The following is an 18,417-nucleotide window of genomic DNA, read 5'->3' on the forward strand; positions in this document are numbered from 1 at the left end:
TAAGTTATCTTGTGCACAAAAACTTAGCAGGTTTGTGGCCGTGAAGTGGCGTGATCTGCAGGGAGGGAGAGTGTCTTCAAGGACGACTCTTCGGATTGTTTCGCCGGGGATTCTTCCGCATCCTGTTCCTTGCTAAGCGATAAAATTTCGCCGCGCAACTTCAGCATTTTCTGATCCAGCTCGTAGGTTGCACGTGCGGCTTCGGTCAATCCATTAACGACATGTTCAGGCACTTTCTTATCGAACTTATAGTACAAAATATGCTCCATACTGGCCCAGAAATCCATAGCCAATGTGCGCAATTGAATTTCAACCTTGATCCAGCGTGTGCCCTCAAACAGGATCAGCGGAATTTCCACAATGACATGCAGGCTCTGATAGCCGTTGGGCTTAGGATGGGCTATATAGTCCTTGACCTCCAGAATACGAATATCTTCCCGTGTGTGAAGATGATCCATCAGACGATAAATATCTTTCACAAAAGCGCATACCACGCGCATTCCCGCGATATCATGAATTTCACGCAATATATTGTCCAAGGTGACTTCATGCCCTTTGCGCCGAACCTTTTCCACGATGCTGTGGGGCTCTTTGATCCGGGTTTTAATATGCTCAATCGGGCTAAAACCGTCTAACAGCTTCCATTCCGTCTGGATTAGCTTAATTTTATTCTTTAATTCCTCCAGAGCCAGCTGATAAAGGACGGGAATCTTTCTCCACTCCTCTAGTTGCTTGGCGTTAACACTGTTTTGATCCAGCTGTAGCTGAAATTCCTGCAAGGGTAATGGGACAGCATTCAGGTGCTTCCAATCCGGTTCATTCACAGAGCATTCTCCTAAATGAGGCTTATGATGTCCTCGATCTTTTTCGTAAAAATGCATTATCGTATACATTGTACACTATGTCAAAACCTACAGGCAAAGGAGAGACGGTCAAAGAAAAAAGAAATACGACAAGAATTATGGTGGTAAAACCGAGTAATCCGATGTATAATTACAAAAATGCTGAATTGGAGCATTTAATTCTTTTAAAAAAATCACAAATGTAGAGTATCCATCATTAGATTAAAAATATAAATTACAGAAAAGAGGAAAAGAACAATGGCAAAAGTAGAAAGTTTTCAATTAGATCACACGATTGTAAAGGCTCCTTATGTAAGAGCAGCGGGAGTAGAGCATGACGAAAAAGGAAGCACAGTACAAAAGTATGACTTGAGATTTTTACAACCTAATGAAGACGCACTTCCGACAGCAGCTGTACATACGCTGGAGCACTTATTAGCGACGTACCTGAGAGATGAAATCAAAGGAATTATTGATATCTCTCCTATGGGATGCAGAACGGGGTTCTACTTGATTTTGTGGAATGAACATGAGCCTGAGGAAATTGCACTCGCTTTGGAAAAAACCTTGAAAAGAATTCTGGAGACGACAGAGGTTCCGGCTGTTACTGCTTTGGAATGCGGGAACTACAAGGACCACTCTCTTTTTTCAGCGCAGGAATATGTGAAGATTGTATTAGAGGCGGGTATTAGCCGCGATCCTTTCGAAAGAGTATTTTAAAATTTATGATTTCGATTGACCTATCTCATCAGACAGCGGTAGTGACAGGCGGCAAGTCAGGCATAGGCAAGGGAATTGTAGAGCTTTTCATTAAAAGCGGAGCTAAAGTGATTTCTGCTGATATTTCTTATGAAGAGCCGTATAGAGTGGTCAATCCACAGTTGGTTGAAACGCAATTGGACATATCCAAACCGGATGATATCGAAAGATGGTGCGATCTACTAATCAGCGAAGCGGGAGTGCCTGATATATTGGTGAACTGCGCTGGTACTTCTACGATGGATTATGTCATTGATAGTGAGTTGGCTGATTGGGAGAAAGTATTTTCGATCAATTCAACTGGGCTGTATGTAGCGTCCAAACGGTTTGCCAAGGAAATGGTGGATGCGCGCAAACCAGGACGAATTATCCAAATTGCTTCGCAGGCTGGAAAAAATGGATATCGGGCCATGGGCGGATATTGTGCTTCCAAACATGCGGTTCTCGGCTTGACCAAGGTGATGGCCATTGAGCTTGCTCCGCATCAAATTTTGGTGAATGCGGTTTGTCCAGGTATCGTAGAAACGCCGATGAAGCATCGTGAACGGATTGAAGGGGGCGTCATTCGCGGAATGACCGCTCAAGAAATATACGAAGAAGATTGTTCACAGGTACCTTTGGGGAGAACGGCCGAGGTGGAGGATGTCGCCAATGTGGTGCTGTTTCTGGCCAGTCCGCTCTCTGCATATATGACAGGACAAGCGATTAATGTTACAGGTGGAATGACGATGCACTAGCATACATGATCTGGGGGAAAACAACATGAAGAAATCGTTCGTTTTACTATTAGGGATTAGTTTATTATTAGTTGCTGCAGGATGCGGTAATAAAAGTTCAGACAGCAATGGCTCCAGCGCCGCTTCCGGTTCGGAAACGCAAAAAGTAGTCATCGGCTCCATGGGCTCTGACGCCCAGATATGGAAGCATATTGCCCAGTCCCAGGCCGCCAAGGATGCCAAGCTGGACATTGAAGTGAAAGAAATTAACGGCGGAATCGAAACGAACAATGCGACCAAAGAAGGCGAAGTAGATGTGAATGCATTCCAATCGTGGGCGTACCTGGTTAGCTATAACAAAGAGAGCAAAGCCGATTTGAAGGCTATAGCCACAACCTACCTGGAGCCTATGGGGATTTATTCGCAAAAATTCAAAAGCATCGATGAAGTGACCGACGGGGCTCTGGTAGCTTTGGCAGATAACCCGGCCAATACAGCAAGAGGTTTAAAGTTATTGGAAGCCTCCGGTTTGATTAAGCTTAAGGCTGACTTTAATGATGCCTTGGGTACTGTCAATGATATTACTAGCAATCCTAAAAACCTGAAATTTGAACTAATTGATGACAAAACAGGACCACGAGTGATTCAAGATGTAGGCTTGGTGCTGATTGGGAATACAATTGCTTTAGAAGGGGGTCTGAATGTACTGAAAGATTCCTTGTTCCATGAGGAAATCAGTCAGGCAACCAAAAATAATATTAACGTCCTGGTTACTTCATCTGATAAGGCGAATGACAAAGGGCTGCAAAAGTTAGCGGATCTCTATCATAACGAGGATACTCAAAAATACATTAAAGATGAATTTGGCGGTACCAAAGTAGAGGTTAAAGAGCCGGTTTCTTATTTGGAAGGACAAACTACAACAAAATAAACTTATGAGATCAGCCAGTTTTTCTGGCTGATCTTTTTTGTTCGTAAGAGGCCTCTTACCAGTAGTCGGGTAGAACGTCATCTCTGCTCTTGGAGTCCATGCCGAATAGGTGACAAACATTGAGTTGATGTCGTCCATCCTCCAAATGAGTCAGCGATTGTATTTTTAGTAGTCGGCTTGACTTTGAGCATGGGTTTCAGTTCGATAATGTTTGGGGGAGAATCCCTTTACCTTTTTAAAAATTTTCGAGAAGAGTAAAGGGTCGTTATAGCCGACTGAACGGGAAATATCACCTATCGAAAGTTCAGCGTTTCCCATCATTTCACATGCTTTGTTGATCCTATAGCGAACCAAATAATCCTGAATGCTTGTGTTTACTTGTTGTTTGAATAACGAACATAAATAGCTTCGATTGAGTCCGATAAAATTTGCAATGTGCTCAATGGTAATTTTCTGAGCATAATTCATTTCAATAAAATCCTTCACTTTTTCCACGTAAATTTCCGCCCGGCTTTCCTTTTGTTCGGGGGGCGTTACCGGGCCGAACTCTATAAGCTCCGATAACATTAAGCATAGCAGACCGGTTAGTCTGGTTTCCCGAGCTTTATGGCATCCACTTGATTCATTCATTAGCTGCAAATATTGATAAATCAAATGGTCTCCTTCAAAGTAGAGGATTGGATGCGTCATCGTTAGGCCTGATTGCTTGAGGAGCGTTTCTGCCAGTGCTCCGTTAAAACCAAACCAGCAATAAGACCAAGGATTCACTGCATCGGCTTGATAAAAAGTGATGACCTGGGGGCAGATTAGAAACCACTGACCTTTCCGCAAGCGATAACTGAATCCACCGACCTCGAAGGTACCTTCTCCGTCCAAAATATAATGGAGCAGATAGTGATCTCTTATCGCAGGTCCAAAAAAGTGCCCCGGTATGCATTCCTCCATGCCAAACTGAGTTAGATACAATTCAGAGTGCTGTTTACTACGTGGCAAATATTCTATCACGCTAAATCTCCTTATGTAAATTATCAAGCATTATAACATAAATAGTGAGTACCATGCCATGTACTTCATATCTAAAATTAATATATCATTTCTGTAGAACCTATTGCGACTAATGAGGAGCTTATCAAGCTTTACACCATGTGGACTTAGTTGGTGGTGTTACAAAAAGGTTCTTCTATGTCCTTTTTTAGGTGCGGATTTCCGAGGGGTATGATCTAGAGGGAGGGGTTGTTTTTCCAATGGGTATCATTGTTCAAGAGCAAACGGGGCTGTTTCATCTACAGTCGTCGGGCATGAGTTATATTATTCAGATTGTGGATGGATTTCCTGTGCATGTATATTGGGGAGATAGACTGAAGCACCGCGAATCAATGACCGATCTATTGCTTCACACTTCTGCGACGGCTGGATTGGATCGGCTACCGCAAGAGTACCCGCAGTATGGGAGTGGGGACTTCCGTAACCCTGCGTATCAAGTAGAACTTGAAGATGGAACTCGTATCACGGAGTTAAAGTACGACGGTTACCGGATCATCAAGGGAAAGCCATCATTAACCGGGCTTCCGGCCGTATATACCGAGAATGAAGACGAAGCGGATACGTTGGAACTGGAGTTAAAAGATGACTTTTCAGGTCTTAAAGTTGTTCTTCTTTACACCGTCTTCGCGGATCGAAACGTAATCGCTCGTTCGGCTCGTTTGAGTAATACGGGAGCCAAGAATCTTCGACTTCTCCGTGCTCTAAGTGCTTGTGTCGATTTTTCGGGTAAAAGCGATTTAGAGTTCATGTATCTTTCGGGAGCATGGGCTCGGGAGGGGAATATTACCCGCAAACCGATTCTTCAAGGTGAAACCCGAATTGATAGTAAAAGGGGCATGAGCAGCCATCAACTCAACCCTTTTACTGCATTGGTCACTCGGGGGACAACGGAATGCTATGGCGAGGCATTCGGCTTTAGCCTCGTGTACAGCGGGGGCTTTGAGGCGGGAGCGGAAATGGATTCATTTGGCTCAACACGGTTTAACATCGGCGTGAACTCCTTTGACTTTTCGTGGTTACTGAGCCCAGGGGAGAGCTTCCAAACGCCAGAAGCAATTATGGTTTACTCCGGTCAAGGACTGGGAGATATGTCGCGGACGTATCATCGCTTGTATCGGACTCGACTTTGCCGAGGGAAATATCGGGACGAAGAACGCCCTATTCTGGTCAATAACTGGGAAGCTACCTATTTTGACTTCAATGCAGATAAGCTGGTATCGATAGCGAAAGAGGGGGCTGAGCTAGGCATCGAACTATTTGTCTTAGATGACGGTTGGTTCGGAAAACGGGATTCTGACAATTCGTCTCTCGGCGATTGGTACGAGGATCGTCGGAAGCTGCCAGACGGACTCGCGGATGTCGCGAACCGTATCAATCGGCTGGGTCTTAAATTCGGGCTCTGGTTTGAGCCAGAGATGATCTCTCCGGACAGTGAGTTGTACCGGGAGCATCCGGACTGGTGCCTCCACGTTCCGGGACGCAGGCGCAGCGAAGCCAGATGGCAGCTAGTGCTGGACTATACTCGCAAGGAAGTGCGCGATTTCATCTACGATTCACTTGCTGCCATTTTCTCCAGCGTGCCAGTCTCTTATGTGAAATGGGATATGAACCGCTGTCTGACGGAAATCGGTTCTGCTGCTCTGCCGCCGGAACGCCAATCCGAGACTGCCCATCGCTATGTTCTTGGATTGTATGAGCTGTTGGAGCGCATCACCACCGAATTTCCACATATTCTTTTCGAGAGCTGTTCAAGTGGCGGAGGACGCTTTGATCCAGGCATGCTTTACTACATGCCTCAAGTCTGGACTAGTGATAATACCGATGCGGTGGAACGCCTGAAGATTCAATATGGAACTAGCCTTGTCTATCCTGTAAGCGCAATCGGAGCGCATGTTTCGGCAGTTCCGAACCATCAAGTTGGACGCATAACGCCCCTTGATTTTCGAGGTGATGTCGCCATGTCCGGAAATTTTGGATATGAGCTTGATCTCACGAAATTCACCGATGAGGAAAAAGAGACGGTCAAACGCCAAATCGCAGTATACAAGCAGATACGTGGCTTAGTACAGAAAGGTGACTTGTATCGCTTAAAGAACCCGTTTGAAGATAACGAATCGGCTTGGATGTTTGTTTCTGAAGACCAAGAGGATGCCATCGTCTACTATTTCCAAGTGATGGCTGTCCCGAACGCGCCTTGGCGAGCCCTGCGCCTTGACGGACTAAATCCAGAGCTCGAATATGAAGTTCAGTCAGGAAATAGCGGGCAAAAGTCTATCCATGGGGGGGATCGGCTTATGAAGTTGGGCCTCCCTCTTCTCTACAGACAGAAAGACTATGAAAGTGGATGGTTCAGGCTCCGGGCAATAAGGTCCGGTAAGGCTTAAAGGACAGTACAACAGTACAACTGCTGAAAGAGAAAAGACAATCGATTGAGTTATGCCCCTTTTTGTATGAAAAGGGGCATTTTGCGTACAGCAGCTGTACTGATTGAGGAGGGGGAAGCCATTTTTTTATACGAATGATGAATGACATGAAACTGAGGAAGATGTAGGAGTTACATTTGAATGTTGATTGAAAACAGGATCATCAACAGAGTAAGTCGTTACGCTGACAGCTGCTTCATTCCTTAATTAATGAATTCATTTCTAAATTTCCGGAATTCATTAGGTGTTTTTTTATGATGTTTTTTAAAAGACTGAATGAAGTGATTTACATGATTGAACCCCACTCTGTGGGCTATTTCAGTTATTGTAGAATCTGTTGAAATTAATAACTCGCTGCTTTTCTTGATACGGTACTTAATTAAGTAGTCGTAAGGTGTCATATGAATGGTTCTCTTAAAACTACGAGTGCATTCCGAAATACTTAAATGTGCTATAGCAGCAATTTCTTGCAATGTTATATTGTCTGAGTAGTTTTGATGGATAAAGCTGAGCATCAATTGAAGTCGCTCCTGTTGCAATTTCATGTATTTAGGTGCTTCCTCAGAAGACAGCGAAATATTAGATATTAAGACTAACCATAATTGTGCCGTTTTGATGGAAACCTCGTATTCCCAGCCCCATTTTTTTTTCATATCAAATTTCTGTTTCATATCCCAAAGCATTTGCAGTATTTGAATTTGCCATTCAGCATCTCCTTTGATTACTAATGACAATAAGAGAGAGTTTGTATAAGGCAGTACATAGTTTTTTTCCATCGCACTATCTGCATAAAAGGCCAGCAGCTTTTCAGGGAAATTAAAACTGACATATTGACCGTTATGTGTAAGGTGTGTAGTAACGTGAAGAACACCTTTATTAATTAAAATGGCCTGACCTGTTTCTAATTCATGATCAATGCCGTTAACTTGTATCACTAGCTTTCCTTTGGTAACCAAAGTGATTTGTAGTTCCTCATGCCAATGTAAATCGTTGAATCCTCTACCCTCAGGACTACTTGCATGAATAGTATGGGTGTACATGATGTATGGAAATGAAACATCGGGATATAGAATGGTCTCATGCAATTGTTTTTCCATTTTAGCGAGGTCCTTTCTGATGACGATATTTCTATATAAATTAAAGATATAGTTACACAAATAAAATAAAAGTGGTGATATTATTATACCAGATCTTCGGCTTATCATTACAATCCTGTGCACAGGCGATTGGATAAGACATCTTGGAGGCGTATATGTGAAAATAAATCAATCGTCGTTACCGTTTCATCCGTATATTTTGCTTTTAATCAGCATACTGTCTGTTTCTATCTCATCTATCATGATAAAATCCTCAGATACTCCAACCTCTGTGGCTGGGATGTACAGATTGTATATGTCAGTACTCATAATGCTTCCCTTTGTACCTTGGAAAATGTTTCGTTCCTTAGAAATGAACAAAAAAGATTGGAGTACTGTTTTCATAGCTGGTCTTTTTCTCGGGTTATATTTCTTATTCTGGATGGAATCTTTAGTATATACCTCAGTTGCGAGTTCCATGGTCATCTTATCCTTACAGCCTTTATTTGTAATGATGGGTTCATACTTTATGTTCAGAGAACGAGCAAATATATTGACCATTCTTTGTTTGATCGCCGCTCTTGTCGGTTCAATCGTTATAGCTTGGGGAGACATAGGGATTTCGAGAGAGGCATTAATCGGAGATGGATTATCTTTAGTAGGAACAATCTTGGTTTCAGCATATATGTTGGCAGGACAGAAAGTAAGCCACAAAATAAATGCAAATTTATATAGTGTTATTGTTTTTTTTATTGGTGGCAGCGTCATGCTGGTCTACAATTTGTTGAATCATTATTCCTTGATCGAATATGACTCGTCGGATTGGATGTATTTCTTTTTACTTGCAGTAATCCCAACTATTTTTGGACAATATATTTTTAATTTGTTGTTGAAATCGATGGGTGCAACTACGGTCTCAGTTGGTATTATTGGAGAGCCTGTTCTTGCCATAATTCTCGCCTACTTATTCTTGGGAGAAATAATCTCTGCATTTCAATTCATAGGTGGAATCATGACTTTATTCGGTATGGGGATGTATTTTTGGGCAAAATCTTTAAAGTATACTACGGTTGCAAAATATTAAATTTGAAATTCATTATCGCGAAATTGAAGAAAACAATCGATGAGGAGAATGTTTAGATGGCAACGATTGATGATTTTTTGAAACTAGATATTCGAGTTGGAACCATAATTAAAGCTGAGTTTTTTGCAGAAGCAAAAGTACCTGCTATTAAACTTGAAATTGATTTTGGACAAGATATCGGAATAAAAGCTTCGAGTGCACAAATCACAAAAAGATATGTGGCTGAAGATATTATAGGGGAACAAATCATAGGTGTAGTCAACTTTCCACCTCGACGGATAGCAGGCTTTAATTCAGAGGTATTGGTCCTTGGAGGAATTCCCGAAAAGGGGGATGTGGTTTTATTGAAACCAGGTATCAAACTACCTGATGGAACACCTATTGGATGATTGATCGGCTGTTTAATCCGTAAAATATATAACTTCACAACAGGCAAGGCATTGAACTAACGGGATACGATTCTTCAATAGCAAGTTGAAATAGATAGCGGCAGACTAGGACTTTATTTTCACGTCCTAGTCTGCCGCTTTTTCTATTATTGGTCTGTCTAAAGCTTATTTGATTCATTAAAATCTGCAACAGTTAGGCTGGAAATCACGAGTGTCACCAATCCAGTAAAAGCACAGTTCTCCAATACCAGCTATACGCCTTATACCTATCTGGCTGGGATGCTGCGTGTCCCCTCTGTCATCGGGGAGGAGCAGAGCGGGCATGCCGGCGGTGTGCCTGTGCTAGCCGCGCTTGTACGGCGTCCGCTTGTTGTGTCGCGCCGCATCCACGCCTTGCAGGCGCCGTCGGTGCATTTCCACACGGGCACGTTGATACGTGGCTCTGCCGAAGACCCTGCCACCGACGAGGTCGTCCGTGCCGTAGCGCTGCTTGGTCCCGGCCTGCTGCTCACGCGGGTCGCTGTGCCAGACGCTGGCGATCCAGCGCCAGCACGGCTGCTATACCCGGAAGCACCCTTCGGTTGGCCGAAGCTGCTGCGGCGTGCTTCTGGCTTGGAAACCTCAGGGGTGACCCCATAGGCTTCCAACAGGAAGCGTGACACGGCGGCAGGCTTGCCATGATTAGAGGCGGGAGAGGTGATGTACAGCAACTCCTTCGCCCGGGTGACGGCCACATAAGCGAGGCGGCGCTCTTCTTCAAGCGCTGCATCGTTATCCACAGCGGTAGTCGGGGCGGCGCCTGCCCGCCGATCCTCCGGCAGCTCGCTGTGCAGCGCCGAGCTGTGCGGCAGAATGCCTTCGCTGGCTCCGATCCAATATACGCAAGGGAATTCCAGCCCCTTGGCGCGGTGGATCGTCATGAGCCGAACAGCATCGCTGTCTTCCTCTCTGCGCAGCGATTCCATTTGGCGGTGACGCTCGGAAAGCTCGTCCGCAAAGCTGACGAACGCCTCCACGGTGTCAAACCGCTTGGCTGCCGTTTCGAGCTCCTCCAGACTTTCTTGCATCGTTTCCTTATAATGAGTCCACGCGCCCGTATCTCCGCTCTCCAAATATTTGTCATAAAAGATGCGCCGCATTTCTTGAATGGCATAGGCAGGCTTCATTGTAGTGAGACTGCGAATCAAACGAATACGTTCTTTTACCTGCTCACGCTGAAAATCACGTAGTCGATCCCAGCGGCTGAGATGAATCAGCGGGTATTTTTTAGCCTGCTGTTTCTCCTCGCGCATAATCCATTCCATACCCGCCTCACGGGAGACGTACAGCGGCCCGAGGGTGCTCGGAATGGATTCCATACGCCGGGGATTCAGCGACAAGCGCAGGTGATCCATTAAGGGACGAATCAGGGACTGATCATAAAATACAGCCCCTGCTCCATACTGAATAAATGGAACATCCCGCATAATTAATTGCTCAAAAATAGATCGGCTTCCGCTGGCTGTCCGGTGCAAAATAGCGATATCCCGGTAGCGCAGCCGACCTTCCTCTACCTGTCCTAGTAGATGGGTAACAATATGCCCCGCTTCTTCCTCGGGTCCGGATGGGGTGGCAAACTGCGGCGGCAAGCCTTCACGCCCGGCAGCCGAAAGACGCTTGGAGCGTCGATGAACATTTTTGGCGACAATGTTAGAGCCCAGCCCCAAAATCCGCGCATCGCTGCGATAATTAATATCCAGGGTAATGACCTTTGCATCCTTATAGACTTTGTCAAACTCCAGAATGGATTCCTGACGTGCCCCATTAAAGGTATAGATCGTCTGGTCATCATCCCCCACGACCATCAGATTGCGATGTCGGGCAGCCAATCGTTGCACCATCTCATATTGCAGGGCATTCGTATCCTGAAATTCATCGACCATGATATGTGAAAAACGCCGCTGAAGCGGCTGAAGCACATCCGGGTCACGCAGCAGTGCGGAGGCACGCAGCAGAATATCGTCAAAATCCATTTTATTGCGCTCCTGTTTCCACGCTTCATAAGCGAGCATGGCACGCTTGGCATCCGATTCCTCGCGCACGGTTTCCGGTAGCTCGTCCGCGCTGCGGCCTTCCGCTTTCCAGGCGGAGAGAGCAGACAGCAGGCTTTCCGGCTGGAAAGCCTCGCTGAGTCCAAGCTGCCGCAGCATCATTTTCATGACGGTATGCTGGGCCTGCGTTTCACCGAACACTTCATCTTGCACGCCGCGATGACGCAGCATCGCCAAAGCGAATGAGTGAAACGTGCGAGCCTGAACTGCACGTGCAGCGGCAGGGCGCACACCGGGTAATCCCGCGATGCGCAGTTTCATTTCGGCAGCTGCCTTGCTGGTGAAGGTCACCAGCAGAATGGACGATGCAGGGACATCCCGCATCGCCATCAGGTAGCCTGCGCGGGCAGCCAGCACTGTGGTTTTGCCGCAGCCAGCCCCTGCAAGGGTCAGAAGGGGGCCTTTGCCGTGGCGGACGGCCTGGATCTGCGGGCGATTCAGGTGAATGCCGGCGTTCTCTAAAGCACGAAAATAGGCCGAGTCTTGGTCGGTGTCGGGCACCAGCGTCATACTGGTATCCATGGAAGCACGACGTGCCTGAGGGCTCGACGTTGAATAAGGAACCCCGATGGGTCGGGGGTAAAAAGAAGGATTTGGGTCCATAATCCTGAAACCCCTTTCGTTCTTAAAATCTTCCATTTTCACAAATGGGGGTAGTTTTTGGTATGATAGAGTTCTAGTCAGCTTTAGCTGACGATAAGAACAAGGCGATGGACTAAAATAATGCTGAAATTCATGCGGATCTTGCCGGAGCGACAGAACGTCAATACGTTGACGCTAATGCCAATAGCCTTCAAACAGGCAATATGACCGCATTCCATTATACAGGAGTTCGAGGTTTGCCAACAGAAAAAAACTTTGGGATATACGGACGGTATAGTGAAATCCGGCTGGATAATGGGGAGGAAATAACGATGAAGCTGATTCAACGTATAAAGGAAGGCGCTAATCGCGCAACAGAAAAGGCGCAGCATGCTGTCGAGATTAGTAAGATCAATTCACAAATTACAACGATTCAGCAGGAAATGGATGTTCATTTCTTACGAATGGGTCAGATCTTTTACGAAGGTTACCGCGCATCCGACATGTCGGTGGCAGAAACCGAGATGACACAGCTATCCACTGCATGTGATGAGCTTCAGGATGAAATTGACGAGTTGCGCAGTAGAATTGCAGAATTGAAAAACGCTCATTTATGCACCTGTGGAGCGGTTGTGCCTCTGGATGCGAACTTTTGCCCCAAATGCGGACGCAAGCTCAATGAAGGACAGGCTGCTTCCAAACAAGTAGCTGCTGTGCGTGAAGAGGTGCCAACGGACGTCTATTCTTTTGATCTGCGCAAGCCAGAGGTAGTGAAGGATGCTGCGCCTGCTTACACGGAGTATGCAGAACAGGAAGTAGTCGATCGGCATGAACAGGAACAGGATGAGCGGTATGAAACACACGAACCAGCGGGACTAGACCGCGATTACACAGTATCTGATTTTACACCGGAAGAAAAAGCGGCATTCGACGCTGAGTGGGAGCGCCGTCGTCAGGAAGAACTGGAAAAAGAACACCGTCGTCTTGAAGAACTGGAACGCGAGCGTGAGCGCCAGGAGGAGCTGGACGAGCGAATCCGATATTGGAAGGCCAACAACTCCGGGGCCGAGAAGCCGGCAACGCCGTCTGCACAAGTACGTGAAAATGTAAAATGCCAAATCTGTACTGCAGAACTACCCAAAGGGTCCAAATGGTGCCCGCGTTGCGGAGCTGAACAGATTTGACGCAGCCGAACAGGCTGCTGCAGGACACAGACATAACGCCGGGCAGCATAGGGGGAACAGAATATATGGAGCGTTTGCTGCATCATCTGCGGAATCTGGGTTTTACGGAAATGGAAGCCAAGGTTATGGTCGAGCTTTCGAGGCAAAATGCGGCTTCCGGCTATGAAGTGGCTAAGCGTCTGGGTGCATCGCGCTCCAACGTGTACGCGGCTTTACAGCGTTTGGCCGGGCAGGGATACCTCAGAACCAGTGCTGGAGAGCCTGTACGTTACAGCATGCTGCCACCGGGTGAACTGACCCGGATGATCGAAGGACAAATGCAGGAGTCCCTACGCGCAGTGGAGAAAGAAATGCCACGAACAGAACCAACCAAGCCGACCTTTTATAATGCGGAAGGCGATCGGAAGGTGCTGGAAAGTCTGACACGTGAATTGGAACGGGCAGAGCATGAGATTGTGTTGGATTTGTGGCGCGAGGAAGCTGAGCTGCTGCGGACAGAGTTGGAGAAAGCTGAGGGTCGAGGTGTGCGTCTGCTCTGGTCCTGCGATAACGGAGAAAGCATGATGGGACCGTGGTTACCGTCTGGGTCTGGTACAGACGGACAGGAACCAGCAGGGCGGAAGTTTTCTTTTGTTATTGATCGGCGTTGGTGCATGCTGGGTATGCGGGGAGAGAATTGCCCGACACAGGCGCTTATTACCGAGCATCCGGTAATGACAGGCCTGCTGCTTAATCATTTTGCTCAGGATCTTATTCTGTATGAGCTGGAGCATGATATGGGCAGAGAACTGTCGACCCGGTATGGCTGGCGGTATGAAGGCATTATCGGCAAATATATGTCAGCTGGAGAATAGCTAAAGATTACCGGGTAGGAAGTTCCATCAGTGCCCGGCATATAGATGTAATATAGCCCGCCTTATGAGGCACGAATTGATCCGATGTAATCAGGCGGCGGTTTTTTTCTGGATTTGGCCCCGACGTAATGCCATGGGCTTCGATAAAGGGAATATGGCCTTCAAAAAGGGCCAGTGCTTGGTCAAGATCTGCTTCGTACAGTCCGGCTACTTCTTCTTGCTGGAGGTGATAAGCTTCCAATGGCTGGTTCGATAGCAGTCCAAACACCGAGCTAACCTCCCGATCCCAAAAAGAGGTGCCCTGTGCGGTACCTTTGCTTTCATACCGAACGGTCATCAGCGGTGTTAATGAGGTAAAGGGAACATGAATGCCCAGTTCTTCCTCCAGCTCACGAGCCGCCTGAGACATATCTTCGCCTGCCGTCAAGTGACCGGCTGCTGTAATATCGTAGCATCCGGGGAAGGTGTCCTTCGTATCCTGACGCTGTTGGAACAGCAAGCGACGGCCTGTCGAAGTGTCTCGTGCTAGCCAGCAGTGAAAGGTATGGTGCCAGTATCCCTTGGCATGTGCGTCTTGTCGCGAGGCTGTGCCAAGAGGGTTGTCTTCATCATCGTAGATATCCAGAAGCTCGCTAGTCATCGTGGTTCCTCCTATAGTAAGCAGAAATCAAAGGTCTTCTTTACAGTATAACGTGTTTTCTGTCCTGACGATATGAAGGCGGGTGTGGAATGTGGAGTGGCATTTGGGGTATGCTGGGAACATGAGGATTTGCAACATCACACAGATTTACGATTGAAAGGAGCGATTTTACATGGAATGTATAGTACATTTTCGAGTCATGCATCCGGAGGAACCCAAGGAACTGCGCGGGTTGATTATGCTGGAAAGCGGAGGCAAGCCGGGGATTGATCAAATCACGGATATGTTCAAAAATATGGGCTATGATGTCCGCCCAGACAATCCGGAGGAATTGATTTTTAAACCAGTCGATGTCAGAGCTAATTATACATATATCCGGGTTATTGAACTGGATACAGGTGAGGAAGTCTACCAGGAAGACAGGGATTTGCGCGCGATTTTGGAAAATTTGCTGAATAAACGTTAAAGATCAGGAGAACTAATCGATGGAATGAGATAAAGCGATCCTGTCGCCATTCATAGGAACGGAGAACCAATAATGAGATTGTATATTATCCGACACGCAGACCCCGATTACCCCAATAACACCATCACGCCGGAGGGGCATTTGGAAGCCCAGGCACTGGCCAAACGGCTTTCCAGTCACGGACTGGATCGAATTTATGCCTCTCCTTTGGGGCGGGCTTTGGATACAATGCGCTACACCGCCGACTCTCTGGGTATGACTCATGAAGTGGAACACTGGACACAGGAGCTGGCTCTAAAGCTGGAGGAAACTCCATACGGCCGTCTTTCCCATTGGGATTTGCCAGGTGAAGTGATCCGTTCCGAAATGCCCCTGCCGACTCATGACTCTTGGCAGGAGATTTCCTATTATCAGGGAACGCAGAGTCCCGAAACCTTCGAGCGGCTGAAGCTTCATTCCGATGAATTCCTGAAACGGCAAGGCTTTGAGCGGGTGGAGGGCAGGTACCGGATTCTGAAGCACACCGAAGATCAGGTGGCCGTATTTTGTCATGGCGGCTTCGGGCTGACCTGGCTTGCTCATCTGTTGGAGCTGCCATTGGCCTTGGTCTGGTCCGGCTTTTGGATGCCGCCTAGCTCCGTAACCACGATCTTGTTTGATGAGCGCTCCCAGGAATGGGCAGTTCCCCGTTGCATCGGCTTCGGTGATGTTTCCCATCTGTACGCTGAGGGCTTGCCCGTCAGACCCCGTGGCATTATCACCAATTTCAACTAATCAGATCTCTCACACCATACCAAAACGGCTTAAGACGGTACATCGTCTTAAGCCGTTTGTTGTAGTCATATAGGTGTGGGTTGAGTCAGCGTGCTTCGACGTACCCCTCCAGCTTGGAAGTGCAATGTGCGCAACGGGTAGCGGCTACAGGAATTTCGGATAGGCAATGTGGACATTCCTTGATCGTTTTTTCCTGAGGAGGTTTTTCTTCCTCTTTGCGTTTCAGCATGTTAATCCCTTTGACCAGCATGAACACACAGAAGGCTACGATCAGGAAGTCCAGCAGGACGTTAATGAACTGACCATAGGCGAGGACTGCAATCCCTGCTTCTTTGGCCTGTGCCAAAGTCATGCGTGTACCGTCAGCATTTAAAGGATCGGCAGCTCGTAAAGCTACATACAAGTCTGGAAAATTCATGCCGCCCAGAAGTTTACCAATCGGAGGCATGATAATATCGTTTACCACAGAAGTGACAATCTTGCCAAACGCTCCACCGATGATAACACCGACCGCGAGGTCAATCACGTTACCCCGTACAGCGAATTCTTTAAACTCTTTTATAATACCTTTTCCGCTCATATGAGTGCTCACCTTCTTTACATAAAATCATTTATCTATAATACATGCTATGTCAATGGAGGGCAATTCCCAATTGATGTATTGCACTTTGTCACAAAATCACATGTTCATTTGTCTTCTATATGTAAACCAATAATGGAGGCGATGTATCGTGAGTTTGAGATTCAATCACAGAGCAGTGAGTCCTAGTACATTCAAGGTAATGATGGAGATGGAAAAATATATTTCCGGTCGTTTTACAGACAAAGTATTGTACGAACTACTGAAAATTAGAGTATCCCAAATCAATGGATGTTCCTATTGTCTGGATATGCATGCGAAGGATTTGCTCAAGCTGGGGGATTATGCTGACCACATTTTGCAGCTAGCCTTATGGCGGGAGGTTCCTTTGTTCACGGAAAAAGAACGTGTTATGCTTGAATTAGCTGAAGCGGTCACCCGTATCTCTGAACAAGGGGTACCTACGGATTTGTACAATAGGGTCAGAGAACATTTTACAGAGGAAGAATACGTAGATTTGATAACCGCGGTTAACGTGATTAACAGTTGGAACCGGATTGCAATTGCAACGGGAATGTATCCGGGCATTCTTTAATGAACAGGGGGCTATGCTTTGTCTGGCAAAGAACACAGAATTGAACAAGAATCGGTGGATTTAAATCTGGAGGAGCTGTATCAAAGATATCGCAAATATTCTTTTGCCATTGCTTATCGCATGCTTGGAACGGTTACGGATGCCGAGGATGTAGTTCAAGACTGCTTTGTCGAGCTGAAGAATAAGCCCTTGGATGATATACACAATCCCAAAGCCTATGTAGCCAAAATGACGATGAACCGGTGTCTGAATCTGCTGAACTCTGCGCGCAAGCAAAGAGAGACATATGTAGGACAGTGGCTGCCGGAGCCGTTGGGTGAAAGCGCAGATCTCCCTGCGGATTGGTTAGAGCGTAAAGACATGATATCTTACGCTTTTCTGGTTTTGCTGGAGCAGCTAAAGCCGATAGAGCGGGCTGTTTTTGTGCTGAGGGAAGCTTTTCAATATGATTACAAAGATATTGCGGAATTGCTGGGGAAGACTGAGAGCAACTGTCGTCAGTTGTTCAGTCGCTCCCGTCGTATTCTATCTTCAGGAGAATCTGCTCTTGAGGCTCAGTCCAGTCGTAATATGAATAACTCATCCCGAATAAAACTACTAGAACGTTTTACAACCGCCTTTCTTGCCTACGATGTGACTGCTATGCTGGAACTACTGGCTGAACAACCTGTATTCGTGTCAGATGGCGGAGGTAATGTGCATACGGTGATGAGACCGATGGTTGTGCGCAAAGGCGTTCTTGCCCTGTTGACTTCTCGTCGGGTATTAACCGTTTTACGAGAAAGAGATGTGTTCCACACCGTCATCAATGGCGAGGTCCAGCTGGCATTTCTGGAAGATGGAAAAGTGAGAGAAACCTTATGTCTCAGACTGACACCGGACGGGGAGCATATTCAGAGTTTTTATTTAATGGTTAACCCAGATAAGTTGGGATACATTCATATAGGACAGAAGAAGCGAACATGCGATAAAAAGTAATCATCGAAACAGCAAAAACCTTGAATCCTGCTAAGGATCAAGGTTTTTTGTTGTCTTCACAACTGCCGGGCTTGATGAAGAGCCAGATCACCTACCCAGGGAAGCTTGAGCCACTTGCCTTGTCCCGCGCGAATTAACAGGATGACCCACAATACAAGGCCTGCCAGCGTTAGCAGGGAAGCGAGCAGAGGACCGAGCAGCGGAATGAATCCAACAAGCACATGCCCGATCATGAGGGTGACAAACAGAAATATGGATTGCAGCGCGTGAAATAATACAAATCGACTTTTCTTTTCCAGCATGACAAAGGCCAGTGCGCCAATAAATGCGAACAGATAGCACAGGACAGCTGCTATATTTTCATCCAATCCCGTGGAAGACTTATAGACTGACATGTCAGGCAAATCCCC

The 18,417-nt window shown here is 46.6% G+C and carries 19 protein-coding genes; 12 read left to right on the top strand and 7 right to left on the bottom strand.

Annotated elements, in window-relative coordinates:
* Positions 1–23 precede the first annotated feature (23 nt).
* The gene (locus tag NSS66_RS16930) at positions 24–824 is read right to left on the bottom strand and encodes a GTP pyrophosphokinase (protein ID WP_076158742.1); all 801 of its coding nucleotides are present in this window, start codon (positions 822–824) and stop codon (positions 24–26) included.
* 276 nt (positions 825–1,100) lie between these two features.
* Between NSS66_RS16930 and NSS66_RS16935 the strand changes: the two genes are divergently transcribed.
* Genes NSS66_RS16935 through NSS66_RS16945 form a run of 3 tightly spaced genes read left to right on the top strand, consistent with a single transcriptional unit; the run spans position 1,101 to position 3,248 of the window.
* Positions 1,101–1,562 (top strand): S-ribosylhomocysteine lyase, encoded by a 462-nt coding sequence (locus tag NSS66_RS16935; protein WP_007428584.1) that lies wholly within the window; start codon positions 1,101–1,103, stop codon positions 1,560–1,562.
* A 5-nt stretch (positions 1,563–1,567) separates the two neighbouring features.
* Entirely contained in the window at positions 1,568–2,338 is a 771-nt protein-coding gene (locus NSS66_RS16940) for an SDR family NAD(P)-dependent oxidoreductase (protein WP_068941250.1), read from the top strand.
* Between the two features lie 25 nt (positions 2,339–2,363).
* Positions 2,364–3,248: a MetQ/NlpA family ABC transporter substrate-binding protein gene (locus NSS66_RS16945; RefSeq protein WP_023986814.1), complete on the top strand. Its 885-nt coding sequence runs from the start codon at positions 2,364–2,366 to the stop codon at positions 3,246–3,248.
* A gap of 165 nt (positions 3,249–3,413) precedes the next feature.
* On the opposite strand, the gene NSS66_RS16950 is transcribed toward NSS66_RS16945, so the two are convergent.
* A complete protein-coding gene (locus NSS66_RS16950) occupies positions 3,414–4,253 on the bottom strand; it encodes an AraC family transcriptional regulator (RefSeq protein WP_264454234.1) in 840 nt (279 codons plus the stop codon).
* Positions 4,254–4,492: 239 nt separating this feature from the next.
* On the opposite strand from NSS66_RS16950, the gene NSS66_RS16955 reads away from it, so the two are divergent.
* Positions 4,493–6,676, top strand: coding sequence for an alpha-galactosidase (locus NSS66_RS16955; protein ID WP_340959425.1), 2,184 nt, complete (start codon positions 4,493–4,495; stop codon positions 6,674–6,676).
* A 242-nt stretch (positions 6,677–6,918) separates the two neighbouring features.
* Here the strand turns inward: NSS66_RS16955 and NSS66_RS16960 are convergent, their stop codons facing one another.
* Positions 6,919–7,812, bottom strand: coding sequence for an AraC family transcriptional regulator (locus tag NSS66_RS16960; RefSeq protein ID WP_068941254.1), 894 nt, complete (start codon positions 7,810–7,812; stop codon positions 6,919–6,921).
* A gap of 157 nt (positions 7,813–7,969) precedes the next feature.
* Between NSS66_RS16960 and NSS66_RS16965 the strand changes: the two genes are divergently transcribed.
* Entirely contained in the window at positions 7,970–8,875 is a 906-nt protein-coding gene (locus NSS66_RS16965; RefSeq protein ID WP_068941256.1) for a DMT family transporter, read from the top strand.
* 56 nt (positions 8,876–8,931) lie between these two features.
* Entirely contained in the window at positions 8,932–9,264 is a 333-nt protein-coding gene (csaA, locus tag NSS66_RS16970) for a chaperone CsaA (RefSeq protein WP_069010830.1), read from the top strand.
* A 266-nt stretch (positions 9,265–9,530) separates the two neighbouring features.
* Here csaA and NSS66_RS16975 read toward each other — a convergent pair whose 3' ends face one another.
* Entirely contained in the window at positions 9,531–11,957 is a 2,427-nt protein-coding gene (locus NSS66_RS16975; RefSeq protein WP_340959426.1) for a UvrD-helicase domain-containing protein, read from the bottom strand.
* 311 nt (positions 11,958–12,268) lie between these two features.
* Here NSS66_RS16975 and NSS66_RS16980 point away from each other — a divergent pair, with 311 nt between their 5' ends.
* Both NSS66_RS16980 and NSS66_RS16985 read left to right on the top strand, forming a co-directional pair.
* Positions 12,269–13,120 (top strand): zinc ribbon domain-containing protein, encoded by an 852-nt coding sequence (locus tag NSS66_RS16980; RefSeq protein WP_028541128.1) that lies wholly within the window; start codon positions 12,269–12,271, stop codon positions 13,118–13,120.
* 65 nt (positions 13,121–13,185) lie between these two features.
* Positions 13,186–13,974 (top strand): TrmB family transcriptional regulator, encoded by a 789-nt coding sequence (locus NSS66_RS16985; protein ID WP_028541127.1) that lies wholly within the window; start codon positions 13,186–13,188, stop codon positions 13,972–13,974.
* A gap of 7 nt (positions 13,975–13,981) precedes the next feature.
* On the opposite strand, the gene NSS66_RS16990 is transcribed toward NSS66_RS16985, so the two are convergent.
* Positions 13,982–14,614, bottom strand: a complete 633-nt coding sequence (locus tag NSS66_RS16990; RefSeq protein WP_053324547.1) for an NUDIX hydrolase — start codon at positions 14,612–14,614, stop codon at positions 13,982–13,984.
* 172 nt (positions 14,615–14,786) lie between these two features.
* On the opposite strand from NSS66_RS16990, the gene NSS66_RS16995 reads away from it, so the two are divergent.
* Both NSS66_RS16995 and NSS66_RS17000 read left to right on the top strand, forming a co-directional pair.
* Positions 14,787–15,080 carry a hypothetical protein gene (locus tag NSS66_RS16995; RefSeq protein WP_023986824.1) on the top strand — a complete coding sequence of 98 codons (294 nt, stop codon included), beginning with the start codon at positions 14,787–14,789 and terminating at the stop codon, positions 15,078–15,080.
* A gap of 72 nt (positions 15,081–15,152) precedes the next feature.
* Positions 15,153–15,854 carry a histidine phosphatase family protein gene (locus tag NSS66_RS17000; RefSeq protein ID WP_023986825.1) on the top strand — a complete coding sequence of 234 codons (702 nt, stop codon included), beginning with the start codon at positions 15,153–15,155 and terminating at the stop codon, positions 15,852–15,854.
* Between the two features lie 85 nt (positions 15,855–15,939).
* On the opposite strand, the gene mscL is transcribed toward NSS66_RS17000, so the two are convergent.
* Complete coding sequence (gene mscL / locus NSS66_RS17005) at positions 15,940–16,434, bottom strand: large conductance mechanosensitive channel protein MscL (RefSeq protein WP_023986826.1); 495 nt, start codon at positions 16,432–16,434, stop codon at positions 15,940–15,942.
* Between the two features lie 151 nt (positions 16,435–16,585).
* On the opposite strand from mscL, the gene NSS66_RS17010 reads away from it, so the two are divergent.
* Complete coding sequence (locus tag NSS66_RS17010) at positions 16,586–17,029, top strand: carboxymuconolactone decarboxylase family protein (protein ID WP_023986827.1); 444 nt, start codon at positions 16,586–16,588, stop codon at positions 17,027–17,029.
* An 18-nt stretch (positions 17,030–17,047) separates the two neighbouring features.
* A complete protein-coding gene (locus NSS66_RS17015) occupies positions 17,048–18,007 on the top strand; it encodes a sigma-70 family RNA polymerase sigma factor (RefSeq protein WP_028541124.1) in 960 nt (319 codons plus the stop codon).
* Between the two features lie 56 nt (positions 18,008–18,063).
* Here NSS66_RS17015 and NSS66_RS17020 read toward each other — a convergent pair whose 3' ends face one another.
* On the bottom strand, positions 18,064–18,402 hold the full coding sequence (locus NSS66_RS17020) for a DUF4870 domain-containing protein (RefSeq protein ID WP_023986829.1): 339 nt from the start codon (positions 18,400–18,402) through the stop codon (positions 18,064–18,066).
* Positions 18,403–18,417 lie beyond the last annotated feature (15 nt).

It is taken from the genome of Paenibacillus sp. FSL R10-2748 (assembly GCF_038005565.1).
In the GTDB taxonomy this organism is placed as follows: domain Bacteria; phylum Bacillota; class Bacilli; order Paenibacillales; family Paenibacillaceae; genus Paenibacillus; species Paenibacillus polymyxa_B.